We start from the raw sequence: 19,284 nt of genomic DNA, 5'->3' as shown, positions 1-19,284 counted from the left end.
TGGATTTTCCGGCGTGCGATGGTATCATAATGCGTAGGGGCTGTCGCTTTAGTGCGACAGCCCCATGATTTATTTTTTACCCTTTACTTTAATTTTAAATTTTACTGTCTGGGATGCCTTTTTATAAGCATAGCCATCACTCTTGGAGGTTATCTTTACTTTCACGGAATAAGTACCGGGTTTTAGTCCCTTTTTTAACACGATATCCTGCTTCTTGCTGTCAATTTTAATATTCTCATTTCCTTCAAGCTTCTTGAAGGTTAGTTTATCAGCATTTTTGATGTTGATAAACTCGTTGATATCAACTATTTTCTTTTTATTTGTGTCCTTCTTTATCGTACTGGTCAATGATCTTGCTTTTGCACTAAACTTGCCCTTGTTTTTTGTTATCGTGTACTTAGCGGTTGCGGAACCTGTTACATTCGAATTGGCTCCCGTTACTGTCACTGTATAATTCCCGGGCTTATGGCCGGCCAAATGAATATTTTCCACTATTTTGTTATTCCAGTTATATTGCAGGCTCTGTCCTGTTGCATAGCCGTTTGCAAACGTAACCTTTGTATACAGTAAAGGACTAAGGCTCGGTGTATAGGTAAAATCCTCAGCTCCCCATACTGCCACCGTAACTCCTGCAATTTCTGCCGGCTTCAATTCCCACGCTATCTCTTTTGGAGCAGTTGTTCCGTCCGTCCACTTATATCCACTTTGAAGCGTAGCTGTTGCGGTATATGTACCCGCTTTCGCTGCTGCGTATTGACCTGATAGTTTATATCCTGCACCTTCCTTTACTCCAACCTGCCATTCATCATTATTAAAATACTTCGTTTCACCTGTAGGAGGTGTTGCGGTAAGAGCATCATCGGTTGATTTGTTTTCCGGAGGAACGGTTAAATCTACCATTACCTCATCCTTGATACTCGGATTACTTGAATCATACGTTGCCATCCAGATTGTTACATTTGTCCCAGCTGCGGGCTTACTAAAAACTTTCATTTTATCATCTGCTGGCATAGAGATAGTTTTTGTACCATCACCATTATCTTTTATATCGCTGCTATTTACCAACTGGGAAAACTTAGCATAATACTGCTGACCATTTATTGTTATTTTTAAATCTCCATTTTCCGGAGTCTTACTAACCGCCCAAAGATCAATCATGGTTCTATTATTCGGATCTTTATATTTCACTGCTAATTTGGGCGGATTCCCATTGTAATAAGTACAATGTACTATTTCCAATCCTGCCGCTACTGCACTTATCCCAAAATTCGGCATCGCAACAGCACAAGTCAACGCAAACGCCATCATTGTCGCAAAAACTGCAAGCCATATCTTTAACGCACCTACCTTTGAATCACTATTTCCTTTTTCCCTCATAAGCACCTCTTTCTTTAGCATTTCCTGCAATAGTCTGGGGTTATTGAGTTACTGTTTGCCCAGTATCTTATATCCCATATTGCCTACTTTATATGAAAACAACTAAAACCATTTGTAACAAAGTAATTCATGTCATAAGTAAGAGAAAAAATTCCATTTTGAATCTGACAAAAAATATGGATAAGATTGAGCAGGCATCATAAATTCATCTTAAAGCAGCGCACACAATTATCAAGTCAATTTGTCTAAACGGTCGTTTTTGATGTCTAAACGGTCAGATTTTTATAAAGTTTTCAGATAATTTATAGTATGATAATAATAATCTGTAAATAATTCTATGCTAATAATAGTCTGCAAATAATTGTTTGATAACAAAATCTGCGCCATGAACCGATTGATACTCATTGGCGCAGATTTTCAAACATCCTATTTTATGATGACAGGGCCATCCATAAAGGGCAAAATTTACTTTTTACTCTTACATCACTCAAACTTCCCACTTGTAAAAGTGGATTAGTTCCTTGAAAACTCAATAAAGATGCCATGTCAAATATATCATCCAGCAGCCATAGCCTCAAATAGTGCAGTAAATATGATCTGCATAGAATCATCGAAGGTTATATCAGCAATCTCATCAACCATGAAGAAGAATATCTCACCAAGACTACGCTGGTCATCGGAATATCTCCGGTTAATAGCAAGTATCATGTATCTGGTGAAAACAACGGCTATGTGACCGCACATTGCATCAAATGAAAGGCCACGATATTCCTTTACAAGATGAAGATAGCTCTTGCATGTCTTGAAGAAGACCTCTATAGCCCATATGCCGATATTTTAGAAATGCCGATATAATAATTTCTGAAATTCCATGGGGCTGTCGCACTAAGAATTAGTGCGACAGCCCCTCGATGGCTTAAAACAAAATTTTGAAAAGCTTTATGAAAAAGCATGTATTTAACTTTATGGCAAAAGATTATCGTACTTTCTGTATCAATGTACTGTATGTGTTATGCCTGATAACCCTTTGTGGTGCAACTTTCAAAGAGGAAAAAATGTCATTCAGGGAATGATCGGAGCTCTCCTCATGATATCCGTAGTGGGGAATATAAATGTATTGTCGGAAATGCTGGATACAGATATCCCAAGCCGTACTCTGTGGCAAATGATATTCAGTCTTATTGTTATGACCGCAATCTTTATCAATCACTTTTTAATTTCCCATTCTCAATACCAAAATATGAGAAGAATAATGATTAGCCAGATCCTTCTCGGAATTCTTATTTTATTCAGGTGTTATCAGATTATTTTAAATATACTGTCGACCGGATTCAGCATTCTGATGCTTGAAGTGACTGTGGGAATGCTTGCGATCATACCCACACTAAACGTCATAATCTGTACGGAGTGCAGGGGAGACGGCTATAAAATTAAGTAGAAGCTCTAATAATAATCCATCCTATTATTGTAATACCACAACTCTTCGTAGGATTCATTACTCATGCATGACCTAGAAACAGTCACAAAGCCGTGCTTGTCATAGTAGGTGATTGAAGCGTCGCCGGCATAGCTTTCCTTTATTCTTATGGGCCCACTGAAAAAGAGATTCTTGTACGGATAGAAACGGACATAAGTATCGTCGAATTGTTCCACCGATAAGAAGCATCCCTGTCAGGGCAATTGCAAGAACGCGGAGGAGACCGTTTTTAATGCTGAAAATGAGCATTATCAGTCCTGCAAGCAATGCTATAAGTATTATTACTACAATGATTTTCCAGATCCACAGCCGCAATCTCAATCCTGAATTAAAGGATTTGTGAACATAGCTACATCAACAACTTTTCTGTTGTAATCCTTCTCGTAGAACTGGATACGATCTGATAATGTGTAGCCCTTATCTGTGCTGTAATCATATCCTGCATCGATGATGTTGCCGGTTGAGTCAAGAAGAAGCGCTGTTACATATCCGGGCATCATGTAGTCATCTGACTTAACAGTATAGTCCACTTTGTAGTATCCGTCACTATCTGTTGAGAGGTACCAGTCACCTTCCCAGTATGTGCTTGTTTCATATACGTTCGGAAGTTCAATGCTGTCCCAGTGAATCTCGCCGGTAGGTGTGTTGTCACAATATACTGACTGTACTATTGTATTGCCGGGTCTTATAGCTGTCTCGTAGAAAGAGATATCAGCGACTTCCTGTCCGCTCTTTCCCTTAGCATAGCCTTTTGCTGAGAAGGTTACATCCTCATCATAAATGTTTGTAATACCTATTAAAAGATAAGGAGAATCACTATGCTTATAAGAAGCTACAGAAATAACGATTCCTTCCATATCCTTGGGTGAGTACTGTACACCCCAGTTAACCTTATTGTAGTCGGTATCCAGTTTGTTCATAATTGATTCCTGCTCAGATGTGAGATATGAGTTCTTGGATAAAGTTGTCTTTTCTGTAGAAAGTAAAGTCTTACCACTTGTAGATGCTGCAGGCTGTACCTTTGCCTGTGAAGTCAGATTGTAAAGACCTGCCGCTGATACATTAACACTGCCTGTTGCTACGCTGAATACTGCAGCTGCCATACAAATAACACCCATAACCTTTGAATACACTCTTTTCATACCTTTTTTCCTCTTTTCCTTTTTATTTTAATTTTTTTAATTTGTTCATTTGGCTGTTTTATTTGCGCCTTTACCTTATATACAGATGGGGGAGGAAAAATGTTGCAAAGATTTAAAAATATTTTTAATCTAAATTAGAATAATAAAAAACGACAGAGCAAGGAGTGACGTATGCAATATAAAGTAGCGGACATACCTCATAAAAAGATATGGGGAAGATGTTCATCCGTAGCGGATGAGCTTATATTATTCTGGACAGGAAGCGGAATTGAATTAAATGTAAGAGCAGGGCATCTGTATGCTGATATAGAGGCTGTTTATGATGTATTGGAAATCTGGATTGATGTATTTATAGATGATCAGCGAATCATGCATTTCCCTCTCCTAAAGGGAAAACACAGATATCAATTGATGAACGGATTTGACTCCACTCATGCGGCGTCGATCAGAGTTGTAAGAAGTACACAGTCAATGGCTGAGAGCTGCGCTTCAGTTGTAAAAATCTCTTCTTTTGAGACAGATGGAGAATTTGTGCCTGTGAAGGAAAGGAAATTCAGCCTGGAATTTATAGGTGACAGTATTACATCAGGAGAGGGAAGTTTTGCTCTATCGCGTGAAGAGTGGATGCCCACTGTATTTGACCATGTAAGCAGTTATACATACATGACCGCCAAAATTCTGGATGCTGATTACAACATAATAAGCCAGAGCGGATGGGGGCTGTTTGCTTCCTGGGAGGGCAGCTGCGAATGTTCAATGCAAAAGATATACCCCTATGTTTGCGCCGCACAAAACTGTGAAGAGTCCAAAGCGCTTGGCTGCATGGAAAAATGGGATTTTACTGATTTTGAAACAGACGCGGTCATAATAAACCTCGGGACGAATGACAGCAGTGCAATGAAGCTTGATATCTGGGATGAAGATGAATTTCTCGAGCAATTCACGACCACCGGAAATATCTTTTTAGGTGATATCAGGAAAAATAATCCCGGTGCAAAAATCATATGGGCTTACGGTATGCTTGGAAATGACATGGAAGATGTAATCCGGCAGATTATAGATACTTATAACAAAGAAACCGGGGACAACGTTACATATCTCAGGCTTCCAGACTGCAGCGATATACATGTTGGTGCCAGACTTCATCCGGATCCGGAAGGCCACCGCCTTGCTGCAAAAGTGCTTTCGGACTATCTAAAGGAAATATTGGCATAGAAAAAATAGCAGGGGCCGCGCACTGATCACTACGTGCACGGCCCCCAAATAATGCCTGTTCAATTCTTAATTACTTCATTTTTAGTCCTCAATCAAAGGATTTGTAAACATAGCTACATCAGCAACTCTTCTGGAGTATTCCTTCTCGTAGAACTTGATGCTGTCTGATACTGTATAACCCTTATCAGTAGTAAAATTGTATGCCATATCGAGGATATTGCCGTTTGAATCAACAAGAACAGCTGTTACATATCCGGGCATCATATAGTCATCTGACTTAATAGAGTAGTCAACCATGTAGTAACCATCACTATCTGTTGTGAAAGTCCAATCACCTGTAGCATAAGCGCTAGTCTCATATACTTCAGGAAGTTCAATGTTATCCCAGTGAATCTCTCCGGTAGGTGTGCTGTCACAGTATACCGATTTTATAATTGTATTACCGGGTCTTATAGCTGTCTCATAGATAGATATATCAGCGACTTCCTGTCCGCTCTTTCCCTTAGCATAGCCTGTTGCTGAAAATGTCACATCATCATTGTAAATATTTGTAATACCAATCACAAGAAAAGGCATTGTGTCTTCCATATAAGAAGAAACGGAAATGATGATTCCATCCATATCCTTGGGAGAGTACTGTACACCCCAGTTGATCTTTGAATAGTCATTTTCAAGCTTGGCAAGAATTTTCTCCTGCTCCGATGTGAGATATGAGCTCTTGGATACAGTCTCCTTTTCCTTTGTAAGTAAAGTCTTATTACCGGAAGTTGACTTTCTCTCGGTTGTTGTACTGCTTCCTGTAGATGTTCTGCTCTGAGAAGTTGTCTTTGTCTGTCCCTGTGACTTGGAAGGATTGTAAAATCCTGCTGCAGATACATTAACACTGCTTGTTGCTACACTGAAAATTGTAGCTGCCATACAAATAACACCCATAACCTTTGAATACACTCTTTTCATACCTTTTTTCCTCTTTTCTTTATCATTTTTTATTTTTGAATTTTTATATTTGGCTGTTTTATTTGCGCCTTTACCTTATATACAGACGGGGGATGAAAAATGTTGCAAAGATTTAAAAAATTTTTTTAAAATTTTTTCCGGCCTCGGATAATCTTCAATAATAAGATTATTTTTATCTTGAATTAAGATAATTTTTACTTCTATCTGAAATAATAGAATAAGCGTAATATTGGTATTTTTCTTATGGAGAAATCATATAATCCTTAAGATGTTCATAATAGATATGGCTTACTGTACTTACAACAGCGTTTTTGAAAATGATACCCCGGACGAACCTCTGGTTTATCTAGAGCTCATCAGAATTGCGAAAAAGCAGCTTATCTAAGATTTGAAAGGAGCGTTTATGGTAAGAATACAACTGTGGCCTGACAATGATGTTGTTCAGGAAAAGATAACCATCAGAGCAGGAAAAAGACAGGTAAATGCACTTGTTATAAAGCCTAAAGATTATGTGGGCGGCGCAGCCTGCGTTCTTTGGATGCACGGCGGCGGTCTTGCTACCGGCATGAAGGAAATGGCATACATGACAAGGGCGATTGACCTTGTTAAGAAATTCGGTGTCGTAGTTGTTTCACCCGGGTATAAATTGTCATGGCAGGAGCCGTATCCCGCCGCAATAAAGGACTGCTATGCAACGCTTCTTTACATTAAAAAACATGCGAAGGATCTTGGAATCCGCGATGATCAGATAATGGTCGGAGGGGAGAGTGCCGGAGGTGGCCTGACTGCAGCGCTTTGCATGCTCGCAAGAGATAAAAAGAGCGTGAATATCGCCTATCAGATGCCGCTTTATCCCATGCTCGATAACTTTGATACGGGGTCATCCAGGGATAATCACAACAAAGTCTGGAATACGAGAAAAAACCATATGGCATGGAAGTTTTACCTCGGAAGGAATGTAAAGAAAGCCGTGCCTCCTTATGCTGCTCCCGCAAGGCAGACGGATTATACAAACCTTCCGCCCTGCTATACCTTTGTGTGCACCGATGAGCCTTTTTATGACGAGACTCTTGCTTTTGTAAAAAAGCTTAAGGAGGCCGGAGTAGAGGCAGAAGTGGATATTATAGAAGGAATGTACCATTCCTTTGACCTGTATGAACCCGATAGTCCGATTACAAGGGAGACTGTAGAGAAATTCCTTCAGCGCTTTGAATATGCGCTTGAACACTATCACGCACCCCAAAACTGAAGTTAAGTAATAGCCGACTGATTCTTTTACAGGAGGTATTGATAATGAAAATAAGAAAAGCTTATATGCTGGCTGCAATGATTGTAACTGTAATGATTTCAGGGTGTTCTTTGGGTACCAACAATGCTCAGCCAAAGTCGGATACCCAGACTGCCCATGCCAAAACCACAATCGAGTTTATGACCATGCTTGATGAGGATCCGGAATTAAAAAGCCTGATGGAAGAATCAATCATGCTTGCTTCGGTGAACAATCCCGATAAAAAGACAAACCCGGTGCGCTCGCTTGATGATTATTATGCTTTTCTTGACTGGTCAGCAACCTGTATGCCCTGGAATATACTGGATGTTGAAAATCCTTCACTTTATTCGAGCATAGACCAGAGTCTGGACTATTTCTATTACTTGCTGGATCAGCCTCTGCCGGAGCTTGCCGGGAAAGGGTACTATTATCCCTGCCTTGAATACCACGAGCCTGTGGCTTCATGGGTGAAATCTTACTGCAAAGACTGGGGAGAATTCCTTTCAACCGAAGAGAGCTGGAACGATGACTACTATGCCCGCGTAGTAGCTGATGAAGATTTTAATATGAAAAAAGGGTGGTACGCGGATACTAATGAGTGGAAGACCTTTAACGAGTGGTTTTCCAGGAAGCTCATAGATCCCGGAGTTCGTCCTCTTGCTGATGCAGACGTAATTGCCCCTGCAGATTCTACCCCTCAGGGCATATGGAAAATAGATGAAAATTCGCAGATTGACCTTGGAGTTCAGCTAAAATCCGTGCGCTTCTATAATGTGAAGGATATCATCGGAGAAGATAGCGAATATGAGGATGAGTTTGCTAATGGAACGCTGACGCACACTTTCCTGGATGTCAACGATTATCACCGCTATCATTTTCCTATGGATGGCACTGTCCTTGAAGTGCGTAAAATAGATGCGCTTGATGCAGTTGGCGGCATTATTTCCTGGGACAGTACCCAGAAGAAATATATTCTTTGGGATTCGAACCCCGGATGGCAGTCGATAGAAACCAGAGACTGTATGATACTTGATACAAAATACGGCCTGGTCGCAATCCTTCCAATCGGCATGTCTCAGGTCAGCTCCTGCAACTGGGAAGAAACCGTAAAACCCGGCGTTTCCGTAAAGGCCGGGGATCCGATGGGATATTTCCTTTTTGGCGGAAGCGATATCGTTATGATCTTCCAGGAGGGCGTAGAGCTTAAACTTGAGGCGGATCGTCATATCTACATGGGGGAACCCTTTGCAGATATAACACCGTAGATTTCTGAAGAAAATTTCTTTTTTCGTACATAACATTCTAAATATAAATCCATCAAATCCCACGATCTTATTATGAGACCGTGGGATTTCTCGCTCTAAAACCTGAGATTTCTTATGGTCAACAGCATTTTTCGCAATAATGCTTTTTTCATGAATTTGTTACTCTTTTTAGCCTATTTATGTATAGATATCCCCATATATTTTCGCAAACTAACAGTAATTTTCCTTTTGTTACTCTGTTTTCAGTAAAAAAGGAGTAACAAATCTAAAGAACAAATAGATTTGCGAAAAATGAACTATAGAAATGGAATAAATATCATGCAAAAAGAGTAATAAACTATAAATAATTGCGTATTTGCGAAACGCACATAGCTACACAACAAGTGCATCTATATAACGCGGAGGTATCAATACCCCCGCTTTTCTTTTTGTAAATGAGAGAGAATTCTGGGCATTTTGGTATACCTTTTGCGCTCTTTTAGGGGCTTCCTCAGCACAACTTGTAAATGAGAATACGTTTTTAGGATTTTGGTATCCCTGTTTTTTGAAATCATGGGTACCAAATCCTCAAAAAAGCCTTCTCATTTACTTTTAGATTTAAAAACCAGAGAAAACAAGCCGAAAATGTATACCAAAACGCTAAAAACCTTATTTTATTTACTTTTTGTAAAATCCGACCGTTCCTCAATCGTTTCCGTGTAAAACAGCTCTAATTAAGTGTAATTACGTAACCCGCTTTCCATATGTGATAAATATATTCTCAGGAAAGGAGGAAACGGCATATGAAGAAGATGGAGAGTGAAAAAGAAGCATGAAAAATGAGTTTACAGTTAGAAATAAAGGTTTTATTGAGGAGGTTTACTATGAGATACAAAGATATTCAGGATTTGACGACACATAGCGAAAACAAAAGAAACAGAAAAAATGGCCAGATTAAGAGCTATGACCAGTACAGAGAAAAGCTGTTTGAGCTTCATAACAAGGAGCCCAAAATCAATATGTTTGGTGCAACATTCACTATCTAATTCATAGTGCAATATTTGTTACATCTTATACATCTACCGAAAAGAGACCTACCCCGGTCTCTTTTTTGGTTGCAATTTATGCAGAGTGTAATTTATGATTTTTCAAGAGAGCGTATAGCCTAAATCGGAGGCGAAGAAAGGGACGGCGATATATGTGTGGAAGGTATTACTATGCTGACAAAACTGCAAAGGCTGTGGAAATCGAGTTACAGCTGCCATATGGGACGCTGATACTTCCGGCCGGCGATATTGTTCCCGGAAAAGCGGCTATTGCGCTTCTATTGGGAAAAGAAACAGCTGATATTAAAGTCTGTGACCTTCACTGGGGACTTACCACCAAAGATAAAAAGCTGGTGATAAATGCCAGGGCGGAATCTGTCCTGGAAAAGCCGATGTTTTCCGAAAGCATAAAGTCCAGGCGATGCATCCTTCCGGCGGGAGGCTTCTATGAATGGAATAGGGACAAAACCAAGTACACATTTACAAGTATAGATGGCAATCCTCTATATCTTGCAGGATTCTATGACATGAGCGATAACAGAGACAGCTTCGTGATACTTACCACAGAAGCCAACAGTTCCATGAGCCCTGTCCATGACAGAATGCCGGTGATTATCGACAAAAAGAATGTCAGGGAATATCTGTGCGAGAGCAGTGCCGCACTTGACATGATCAAGGAAAAAATGCCTGAGCTTGAAAGAAAATGCGATTACGAACAGCTTAGCCTGTTCTGAAATATAGGACATGCAAAATACAACATTGCTTATGTTGATGTCCCTGAATGGAGAGAAAAAATACCACATGATATTTTGGATAATAGCAACACTTTGTGCTTTTTATGTTAAAGGTTTATGCGGGTTTGCAAACACGTTGGTTTTCACCTCAATATTGAGCTTTGGAAATGCCAACATAAATATATCTCCGGTTGAGCTGATTCTTGGAAATCCTACCAATCTGATAATCAGCTGGAAAGAACGCAAATCCATAGATTTGAAAATATGCATTCCGCTTGCGGCCATGGTTCTTGTCGGTAGCGTGGCAGGAGTATTATTTCTGAAAAATGCAGACATATCTGTTGTTAAAATAGTTTTTGGTGCACTTATCATCGTAATCGGCATAGAGATGCTCCTCAGAGAAATCTCTCCCGGAAAAGCGAAGCAGTCCCGAATCTTACTGACGATAATCGGTGTTTTATCCGGCTTCTTATGCGGACTATACGGCGTAGGTGCGCTGCTTGGAGCATATATAGGCAGAGTGACAGACAGCTCAAAGGCCTTCAGAGCCAATATCTGCCTTGTCTTTGTGATAGAGAACACCTTTCGAATTGCCTTGTACAGCTTGTATGGCATAATCACAATGGAATCTCTGAAAACAGCAGCACTTCTGGCTCCGTTTATGCTGGCCGGACTTGGTGCAGGAATGCTCAGTGTCCGGGTTATAGATGACAAAATAATAAAAAAAATGGTAATTGTCATGTTAATCGTGTCAGGAATAGCTCTAATACTGACAAACATGGCTTGATCACTCTATAACTTTTCTCAAAAAACCATTCACAAAAATACCCCCTTTTGGCGGTAGCAAATGAAATAAAATATGCTAAAATTCATTTAATAGGCGAAAATTTTTTTCATCGTTTCTTGGAGGGTTAAATATGAAGAGAAGAGTATGGCAAAGAGTATTATCATTGGCACTATTATTTGCAATGACTATCATTCTGGTGAATCCCGTAACAGCTCAGGCTAAGACCAAAAAGCTGAAGCTTCCTTATGCCGAATTTAATATTCCACAAGAATCTTATATCGAATCAAAAGCAGTAACTATAAATAAGACCGGTAATTATAAAGTTCAATTAGGAAAATCCGGAAAAATTTATAGCGGTTTCATAAAATTTGTTGTACCTAAAACCAAGAAATACACATTTACATATAGCCATCTGAGAGCAAAAGGCAAGTCGTCATGTTTAGCTACAGTAGATTATACTGTTCCTACCGGGATAGAAGATCAAATAAAGTATCTTGATGGTTATTCTAAAGGTGGATATCTAAATTCTTATCCTTTCGCATATAGAATACCGGGTAAAAAGGGCAGATATAATGTAGCTTCGCGGAAAGTAACGTATCAGTTAACTGAAGGTCAGGTTGTATATATCAATATTTATAATACTTATACGAATACAAGAGGACCCAAAGTAACATTTAATCTCAAAATCAAATAAATAATTAGCAGGAATATCATTTACGGTATTCCTGCTAATTTTGTCTTTGTCAACTACGAAATATGAATAAAACTGTTCATATTCCGTAGCCAAAGAGCATTCATTTTCGGATACAATATTATAGGCGCTTTCTTTTCTGATATATAAAGGAGCCTTATGGTATGGGGTATAAGTTTCTGATTGAGGGTTGAAAAATGATGCTGATGACTAAGCTCGCACCAGCAAATAATATAATATCGATTTTTAATCACTTGGAATATGACACATCCTGAGTTTTCTTGGGGTGTGTTTTTTGTGTTTTTTTGTAAGAAAAGGAGGAAGAGGAAAAATGATGAAGGCAATAAGAAAGGGATTGCTGACGACTATAATGTCTGCAGCTATGGCATTGACCATACTTCCGGCAGTTGATAAGCCTATAACGGTTCATGCTGATTGGAATAAGACAGTGTCCGGACTTGGAGCAAGCGTAATCGGGGCTCCCGAGAAGAGAACTGATAATACGGCGTGGAAAGGAAGCTATATATGGTATGGTTCGTATAATGGAAACCCTGTAAAATATCGCGTGCTGTCACCAAAAACAACAACTTTTGGTGGTACAACCATGCTTCTCGACTGCGACAATACACTTTATGAGGATAGATTTAATTCCAGTTCTTCAAATGGGAATAAATGGGCCACTTCTGCTGTGAATAGCCGTCTAAATGGGGATGCTTTTCTTAATAAACCTGATGGCTTTACAGGAATTGAAAAAGAAGCCATGGCCAATAGTACAGTAGCCGCACATAATATTTCAATTGCAAATGGCAATTTGTATGACTTTAATAGTTACACCGCTCTTAATGGCGAAAAAGTATTTCTACTTGACGTAGAAGATGTTTTGAATCCAGATTATGGATATAGTACGACTGATGGATGGGTTTATTACGAAGATCGTCACGTATATGACGTAATTAATGTAGCGAGTCGTAAAAAAGACGCTTCGTGGTTGCTGCGTAATGGTGCCAGATTTTCATCATATGCCGGTTGTGTCGGATCTTCTGGACAAATAGACGATAATACTTTTGTTTCTAATTATGTGGGTATAAGTCCCGCATTTAATATAAAATTGGATTCGATTCTTTTTACTTCAGTAATAAATGGTTCAGCCGGAGTATATAATTCAGAATATAAGCTGACACTGCTTGATGAGACAATGACTGCGGCATTACAAACAGGTAAAGATATTTCAGTATCCGGGAAAATGATAACTATACCATATACTGTAGGCGGAGTTAATGCTGCAAATGCTTCACAAGTTTCTGTTATGATTCTTGACAAAGAATATAAGAAAGCAAATTCCAACAACGCAAATGTTCTTTATTATGGGAATTTAAATAGTTCAGAGGCTATTAGTCCCGGCCCCGGAGAAGGAACATTCGAATTACCATATGGTTTGGATATACCCGGATGGGGAACTGATTATCATGTATATATCTTCGCCGAAGATGTTAATGGGATCAAACAGACAGATTATGCAAGTGCACCTATAGAAGTAAAATTATCGTTAATAAAATATAATCTTTGGGTGGGTAATACACAGGTCACAAATTTTAATACTAAAGATATTCCATGTAGCAAAGGCTCTGCAAAGTATGATCCTAAAACCAATACTCTTACATTTAATGATGCAACGATCAATGATGGATACTCATATAACAAGACAAAGACTGTAGGAATATATGCCAAGGATATGAACCTTACCATTAAGGGGACTGTGAAAATTGACCCCATAAAAATCGATGGCAATTCATACACGCAAGGTGTTTTCCTAGATTGTACAAACAATAAAACTCTTACTTTAAATGGAAGTATTACTATCAGAGGATATGCAAATGGATTCCTGGGTCGTGGTGCAAACATATACATGGAAGGTGGAACACTTGACCTGGAGCATAAGAATGGCTGCTTTGACTCAGACAAAGGAATCCATTTTGCAGATGGAATAAAAATAGTAAATCCTACCGGTGCTGCCATTAGAAAAATATCCAATAATTATTACCTTTGCGAATCCGATAGCTCGGATGTGCTTGTCAAAAAGGCTCTAATTACGAAAGCATATACGGTTTCCGTTTCTAATAATGGTAACGGAAGTGCATCAGCATCAATTACAACCGGTAAAACAGGTGATGTTGTCATACTTACCGCAATACCTGATAGTGGTTACAGGTTCAAAGAATGGATGGTAGCATCCGGAGATGTAACAATAACTGACAATAGTTTCAGAATCGGAGTAGAAGATGTTAAGATTATAGCTAAATTTGAACTTATAACATGTACTGTTACTTTTGATTCCAATGGCGGAAGCGGAAGTATGGCTGCTGTATCAAAGACACCTAATTCTCCGTATACGCTTCCTGCCTGCACATTTACAGCACCTGAAGGCAAAGAATTTGATAAATGGGATCTTGGCGTTGCCGGAACAACTATAATAATAACTGATGATATGACCATCAGGGCTCTGTGGAAAGATAAAACTATTGATCCAAAGCCCGACTCCGAGCCCACCCCAGGAAATAGCGAATCAAATCCTTCTGAAAGCACCGCTCCCAAGGTAGAAAGTGGAGCAACAGAGCCCAAAGCTGAAGGAACAACATTTGCTGATTTGGCACAGGCTGCAGAATTCGTTGTAACCTCAGCAGATAAGCAGAACCCGACTGTTGACTACAAGCGTACAACCAACAAAAATGCAAAGAAGATCACAGTGCCTCAGACAGTTACATTAGATGGCATTACCTACAATGTAACAGGCATCGCATCCAAGGCATTTAACGGATGCAAGAAGCTTAAGACAGTAACCTTTGGAAATAACATTGAGAACATCCGGGCAAATGCCTTCAAAGGTGCAAAGAACCTTAAGACAATCAATGTAAAATCCAGCAAGCTTACTAAGGACACACTTGCAAAGAAAGCCTTCAAGGGCATCGGAAACGGCGTAACCGTCAAGGTTCCCAAGAAGATGAAAAAGACCTATGAAAAGTTATTCGTAAAGAAGGGCCATTCAAAGAGCGTAAAGATCAAATAATTTTCACGATTATTCTGTATTATTTGGCCCCACAACCCCGTCCCAAGGAATAACTTAAAACAAGCAGGCTCATTGTAAGGGCCTGCTTGCTGCTTCATTTCAAAAGTTCATCGTCTAATAGGAACTGCTCGATTCCAATATAAATGATCCCATTTTCATCTTGCCAGGGCTTAAGGTAATCTTTAACCACAACTATTTTGCTAAACGAATCAGGAATCCTCTTAAGTGAGGCAATTTCCTGCTCTTTCTTATCTGGATCAGAGATACTAAGAGCAGACTGAATGTAGAACCGCTTATTGCCTTTATTCACGACAAAATCTACCTCCAGTTGCTTGCGGATTTTTTTTCCGGAGGAATCTTTTGTGTTGTATTCTACAACACCCACATCAACATCCATGCCTCTTCGTATAAGGTCGTTATAGATGATATTCTCCATGATGTGCGTTTCTTCAAGTTGTCTGAAGCCAAGTCTCGCGTTACGAAGTCCAAGATCGGAGTAATAGTACTTTGCAGGTGTTCTGATATATTTTCTTCCTTTGACATCGTACCTTACAGCTTTTCGGACAAGGAATGAATCTTCGAAATATCCGATGTATTTTTCTATGGTCTCAGATCCGATTGAAATCTGTCTTTCGCTCTTGAAGGTGTTTGAAAGCTTAGATGGGTTTGTGAGGGAGCCTATGCCTGATGCAAGTATATCCAGTAGGATATCAAGAACTTCAGTGCCGTTCTTAATGTCATGACGTTCAAGTACATCTTTAATATATGTTTGTTCACATAAATCCTTAAGGTATTTGCTCTTTTCTTCATGATTGTCCAGAGATGTAGCAAGCGGCATTCCGCCATAAGTATAGTAATCCTGCCATGCGCCTCGTTTATCTCCCGTGTATTCTTCATAAAATTCAGCAAAAGAAAGAGGATAAACTCTTATTTCATCGCCCCTGTCCCTAAACTGAGTAAGGATGTCGGAGGAGAGCATTTTTGAATTACTTCCGGTGATGTACACATCGGCATTACTTATCTGCATAAAACCTAGCACAACATCAATAAAAGAAATCTTGGATTCAGGGTCATCCACATACGGATTCTGGATCGTCGCAACAAACTGTATCTCGTCTATGAAAATATAGTATTTCTTATTTTCATCTTTCATCAAAGATCTGATGTATTTATCTAGCTCTATAGGATTGCGGTATTTTGCATTTTCCATTACATCTAAAGCCAGAGATATGATCTGATCACTTGAGATGCCATTATTAAGAAGATAGTCTCTGAATAATTTAAAAAGAAGCACAGATTTCCCGCTTCTCCTAAGACCGGTAATTATTTTGATACGGCCATTGTCTCTTTTTGATATTAGTTTTTCCAGGTATTGTTTTCTTGGATACACAACTTCCTCCATGAAATATTTGCACCTATCCGCAATTTTTTCATCTATAACTATAACATTAGTATTTAAGCCGGTCAATGGTTGCACATAAAACTGCGACCATCCGCAACAATGCGGTAGTGATTGCTACAAAAAGCGGAGGTATCAAAATGACCTCCGCGTTGTGCATTGTTTATGCAAATTTAAGAATGTCAGCCAACTTAATATAGTACAATTTAATAGACGATGTTAATCCGAAAATAGCATCAAAGTAGCTACAGAACATTGATTATGAGGACCCGATAATATGAAAAAAATAACTGCCGGCGACATAATGCACGTTTATGGAAGCTTTGGACAAGGATCAGATTATAGTGTGAGACTTGTTGTCCGAATGGAAGACGAGATTGATGGCGATATTTTGAGGAAGTCGGTGGAATCAGCGGCAAAACGTTACCCCTACCTTCTTCTAAGGATGAAGCGTGATGATAATGAAATCTTTTATGAGGACAATGATGAGCCGATTGCTGTCCTTAACCAAAAGGAAAGAGTGACTCTCGGTGCAAAAGAAACGGGATATCATATGTGGGCAGTTTGCTACTTTGAAGATAAGATTTTCCTCGATTTCTATCATGGCCTGTGTGACGGAACAGGAATGTACATGGTTCTGTCCACGATACTCTACTATTACACCAAGCAGAAGTACGGGGACGTTGAAAGCGAGGGCATCAGGACTCTTGATGATGAGATTACGCCGGATGAGTATCTTGATCCTCTGGATCAGTTGCCGGAGATTGATATCAGCAATATTCCTTCTCTCATGCTTGAACCTGCTTTTTCACTGGTCGAAGATGGCGGCTTTACTCCCTGCGAACAGAGATTATTTGACGTTGTGATTCCTGAAAAGGATTTTCTTAAGTTTTCATCAGCAAATGACGCAAGCCCGGGAGTCATGGTGTCGATACTTCTGGCACGTACAATTGACAGGCTTTTCCCTGACAGAGATAAAGGGATAATGGGGTCTTATATAATAAATGCCAGACCTATGCTGCATGCCCCAAATACCCATCATAACTGTGTCAATACCGTTTTCTTTGATTATTCCGATAAGATCAAAGCAATGCCTTTTGACAGACAATGCACTGCATATCGTGGAAAAACCTTCATCCAAAGCGACGAGGAGAGAATACAGAAAACCATGACCGTTTCTGCTTCAAGGAATAAGGCAATTGCCAAGGCTACTCCGACAGTAGCGGCAAAAATGCAGACTTACGGCATGATGCTGTCAGGCGGCAGAAAACTGTTTACATGCATGGTAAGCTATGTCGGAAAATGGAAATATCCATCTGTGGGAAAGCATATAAAGGAGTTCTGGACTCACGTGCCAAACGCAAACGGACTTCTGGTTGAAATAGCTGCCGTAAATGGAAAGATTTTCCTGACAATGCATCAGAATTTTGAAGAAGACACAGTAGTAAGAGCTTTTGAAAAGGAACTGTCGGAAAACGGAATAAGCTTTGAAACTGCTGAAATGCTAAATGATGTGGCGCATATGGAACTACCGGAAAAAGTGTGATGTAAAAATTTCATTTTGATACATACACTGTATTAGTTATGTTAGGAGGGAGAAAATATGGACTTTATGCCTGCAAAAAAACTGGGATTCGGACTTATGCGAATGCCTCTCAATGACACTCACAATGATGCAGATGTTGATATCGAACAGGTATGTAAGATGGTGGATATGTTCCTTGAAAGAGGATTTACCTATTTTGACACAGCCCTTATGTATCACTCCTGCCAAAGCGAAAGCGTGGTGAAGAAGGCTCTCGTGGACAGGCATCCCAGAGAGTCATATACACTCGCAACCAAACTTCATAGTGCATTTTTTAACTCCATAGAGGAGAGAGACAAAGTATTCCAGGGGCAGCTAGAAAAAACCGGAGCCGGGTATTTTGACTACTATCTGATACATGGCATAGAGGGAGATATGCTCAATAAATATGAATGTCTGGACTGCTTTAATTTTGTCCTCGAAAAGAAAAAGGAAGGTCTTATAAAGCACGTGGGCTTTTCATTCCATGACACACCGGAGCTTCTCGACAAGATTCTGACAGATCATCCGGAGATGGAGTTTGTTCAGCTTCAGATCAATTACATGGATTGGAACAGTGAGTGGATCCAGTCAAAAGCCTGCTATGACGTTGCTGTAAAGCACAATAAGCCTGTAATCGTCATGGAACCTGTAAAAGGCGGCACACTTGCAAATAAGATGCCGGATGAAGCGGTGGCTCTTTTTACCGAACATGATGCGTCAATGAGCATACCAAGCTGGGCTATAAGGTTTGTGGCAAGCCTCGATAATGTAATGGTGGTTCTGTCCGGCATGAGCAGCCTTGAGCAGATGGAAGACAACACAAGCTACATGCAGGATTTTGTGCCTCTTACTGAGGAGGAAAAAGACCTCTGCCTCAAGGTAGGAGAGATTATCAATAGCCAGATTGCAATACCTTGTACAGCCTGCTCGTATTGCACAGGCGGCTGTCCCATGAACATCTGCATTCCAAAGTATTTCAGCCTTTACAATGCAGACATGCGAGATGACTTAGAGCACAAGGGTTGGACAATTAATTTCTCCACTTATGGAACCCTCGGAAAGACTTTCGGCAAAGCAAGCGATTGCATAGCCTGCGGTCAGTGTGAGGGAGTGTGCCCTCAGCACCTGCCTATCATCGACAATCTTAAGAAAGTTGCGGAACTTTACGAGCACTGATACCGTGCTGCAAGTAAAAATGTTTTGGAAAAGCTTTGTAGTGGAAATAAATACCACTACAGGGCTTTTTTAATTTACGGAAAGCCGTTATAGTAGTAGATGTGTTTTGGGGTGAGGGGATAAAAATAATAGGGGATT

17 protein-coding genes are annotated in these 19,284 nt (G+C 39.8%); 11 read left to right on the top strand and 6 right to left on the bottom strand.

The window, feature by feature from the left end:
- Nucleotides 1-69: 69 nt before the first annotated feature.
- Together BMW61_RS14110 and BMW61_RS14105 are read right to left on the bottom strand one after the other, a co-directional pair.
- Entirely contained in the window at nucleotides 70-1,377 is a 1,308-nt protein-coding gene (locus BMW61_RS14110; RefSeq protein ID WP_091823107.1) for a PKD domain-containing protein, read from the bottom strand.
- A 555-nt stretch (nucleotides 1,378-1,932) separates the two neighbouring features.
- Complete coding sequence (locus BMW61_RS14105; protein WP_091823104.1) at nucleotides 1,933-2,121, bottom strand: hypothetical protein; 189 nt, start codon at nucleotides 2,119-2,121, stop codon at nucleotides 1,933-1,935.
- A gap of 508 nt (nucleotides 2,122-2,629) precedes the next feature.
- Here BMW61_RS14105 and BMW61_RS21640 point away from each other — a divergent pair.
- Nucleotides 2,630-2,815, top strand: a complete 186-nt coding sequence (locus tag BMW61_RS21640) for a hypothetical protein (protein ID WP_139165160.1) — start codon at nucleotides 2,630-2,632, stop codon at nucleotides 2,813-2,815.
- A gap of 5 nt (nucleotides 2,816-2,820) precedes the next feature.
- Here BMW61_RS21640 and BMW61_RS21635 read toward each other — a convergent pair whose 3' ends face one another.
- Together BMW61_RS21635 and BMW61_RS14095 are read right to left on the bottom strand one after the other, a co-directional pair.
- Nucleotides 2,821-3,030, bottom strand: a complete 210-nt coding sequence (locus BMW61_RS21635; protein WP_139176337.1) for a hypothetical protein — start codon at nucleotides 3,028-3,030, stop codon at nucleotides 2,821-2,823.
- A gap of 141 nt (nucleotides 3,031-3,171) precedes the next feature.
- Nucleotides 3,172-3,996: a hypothetical protein gene (locus tag BMW61_RS14095; RefSeq protein ID WP_091823098.1), complete on the bottom strand. Its 825-nt coding sequence runs from the start codon at nucleotides 3,994-3,996 to the stop codon at nucleotides 3,172-3,174.
- Nucleotides 3,997-4,167: 171 nt separating this feature from the next.
- On the opposite strand from BMW61_RS14095, the gene BMW61_RS14090 reads away from it, so the two are divergent.
- Entirely contained in the window at nucleotides 4,168-5,211 is a 1,044-nt protein-coding gene (locus BMW61_RS14090) for an SGNH/GDSL hydrolase family protein (protein WP_091823094.1), read from the top strand.
- Between the two features lie 81 nt (nucleotides 5,212-5,292).
- Here BMW61_RS14090 and BMW61_RS14085 read toward each other — a convergent pair whose 3' ends face one another.
- Nucleotides 5,293-6,168 carry a hypothetical protein gene (locus tag BMW61_RS14085; protein WP_091823091.1) on the bottom strand — a complete coding sequence of 292 codons (876 nt, stop codon included), beginning with the start codon at nucleotides 6,166-6,168 and terminating at the stop codon, nucleotides 5,293-5,295.
- Nucleotides 6,169-6,571: 403 nt separating this feature from the next.
- Between BMW61_RS14085 and BMW61_RS14080 the strand changes: the two genes are divergently transcribed.
- The 7 genes from BMW61_RS14080 (at nucleotide 6,572) to BMW61_RS14055 (ending at nucleotide 15,004) form a co-directional block, all read left to right on the top strand.
- Complete coding sequence (locus BMW61_RS14080; RefSeq protein ID WP_139176335.1) at nucleotides 6,572-7,417, top strand: alpha/beta hydrolase; 846 nt, start codon at nucleotides 6,572-6,574, stop codon at nucleotides 7,415-7,417.
- Between the two features lie 44 nt (nucleotides 7,418-7,461).
- Nucleotides 7,462-8,703 carry a phosphatidylserine decarboxylase gene (locus BMW61_RS14075; protein WP_207650188.1) on the top strand — a complete coding sequence of 414 codons (1,242 nt, stop codon included), beginning with the start codon at nucleotides 7,462-7,464 and terminating at the stop codon, nucleotides 8,701-8,703.
- Nucleotides 8,704-9,566: 863 nt separating this feature from the next.
- Nucleotides 9,567-9,728: a hypothetical protein gene (locus BMW61_RS21985; RefSeq protein ID WP_155831981.1), complete on the top strand. Its 162-nt coding sequence runs from the start codon at nucleotides 9,567-9,569 to the stop codon at nucleotides 9,726-9,728.
- A gap of 152 nt (nucleotides 9,729-9,880) precedes the next feature.
- Complete coding sequence (locus BMW61_RS14070) at nucleotides 9,881-10,462, top strand: SOS response-associated peptidase (RefSeq protein WP_091823088.1); 582 nt, start codon at nucleotides 9,881-9,883, stop codon at nucleotides 10,460-10,462.
- 67 nt (nucleotides 10,463-10,529) lie between these two features.
- A complete protein-coding gene (locus BMW61_RS14065) occupies nucleotides 10,530-11,249 on the top strand; it encodes a sulfite exporter TauE/SafE family protein (RefSeq protein ID WP_175475216.1) in 720 nt (239 codons plus the stop codon).
- A gap of 130 nt (nucleotides 11,250-11,379) precedes the next feature.
- Nucleotides 11,380-11,943 (top strand): hypothetical protein, encoded by a 564-nt coding sequence (locus BMW61_RS14060; protein WP_091823085.1) that lies wholly within the window; start codon nucleotides 11,380-11,382, stop codon nucleotides 11,941-11,943.
- 328 nt (nucleotides 11,944-12,271) lie between these two features.
- The gene (locus tag BMW61_RS14055) at nucleotides 12,272-15,004 is read left to right on the top strand and encodes an InlB B-repeat-containing protein (RefSeq protein WP_091823081.1); all 2,733 of its coding nucleotides are present in this window, start codon (nucleotides 12,272-12,274) and stop codon (nucleotides 15,002-15,004) included.
- Nucleotides 15,005-15,098: 94 nt separating this feature from the next.
- On the opposite strand, the gene BMW61_RS14050 is transcribed toward BMW61_RS14055, so the two are convergent.
- On the bottom strand, nucleotides 15,099-16,406 hold the full coding sequence (locus tag BMW61_RS14050; protein ID WP_044959265.1) for an ATP-binding protein: 1,308 nt from the start codon (nucleotides 16,404-16,406) through the stop codon (nucleotides 15,099-15,101).
- A gap of 274 nt (nucleotides 16,407-16,680) precedes the next feature.
- On the opposite strand from BMW61_RS14050, the gene BMW61_RS14045 reads away from it, so the two are divergent.
- Nucleotides 16,681-17,949 carry a hypothetical protein gene (locus BMW61_RS14045; protein ID WP_091823078.1) on the top strand — a complete coding sequence of 423 codons (1,269 nt, stop codon included), beginning with the start codon at nucleotides 16,681-16,683 and terminating at the stop codon, nucleotides 17,947-17,949.
- Nucleotides 17,950-18,015: 66 nt separating this feature from the next.
- Entirely contained in the window at nucleotides 18,016-19,146 is a 1,131-nt protein-coding gene (locus BMW61_RS14040) for an aldo/keto reductase (RefSeq protein ID WP_091823155.1), read from the top strand.
- Nucleotides 19,147-19,284: the final 138 nt, after the last annotated feature.

Origin of the sequence: Butyrivibrio sp. ob235 (genome assembly GCF_900109475.1) — a bacterium.
GTDB lineage: Bacteria > Bacillota > Clostridia > Lachnospirales > Lachnospiraceae > Butyrivibrio.
Note: the sequence above shows the minus strand (reverse complement) of the source record. Positions and strands in the feature narration are given on the sequence as shown.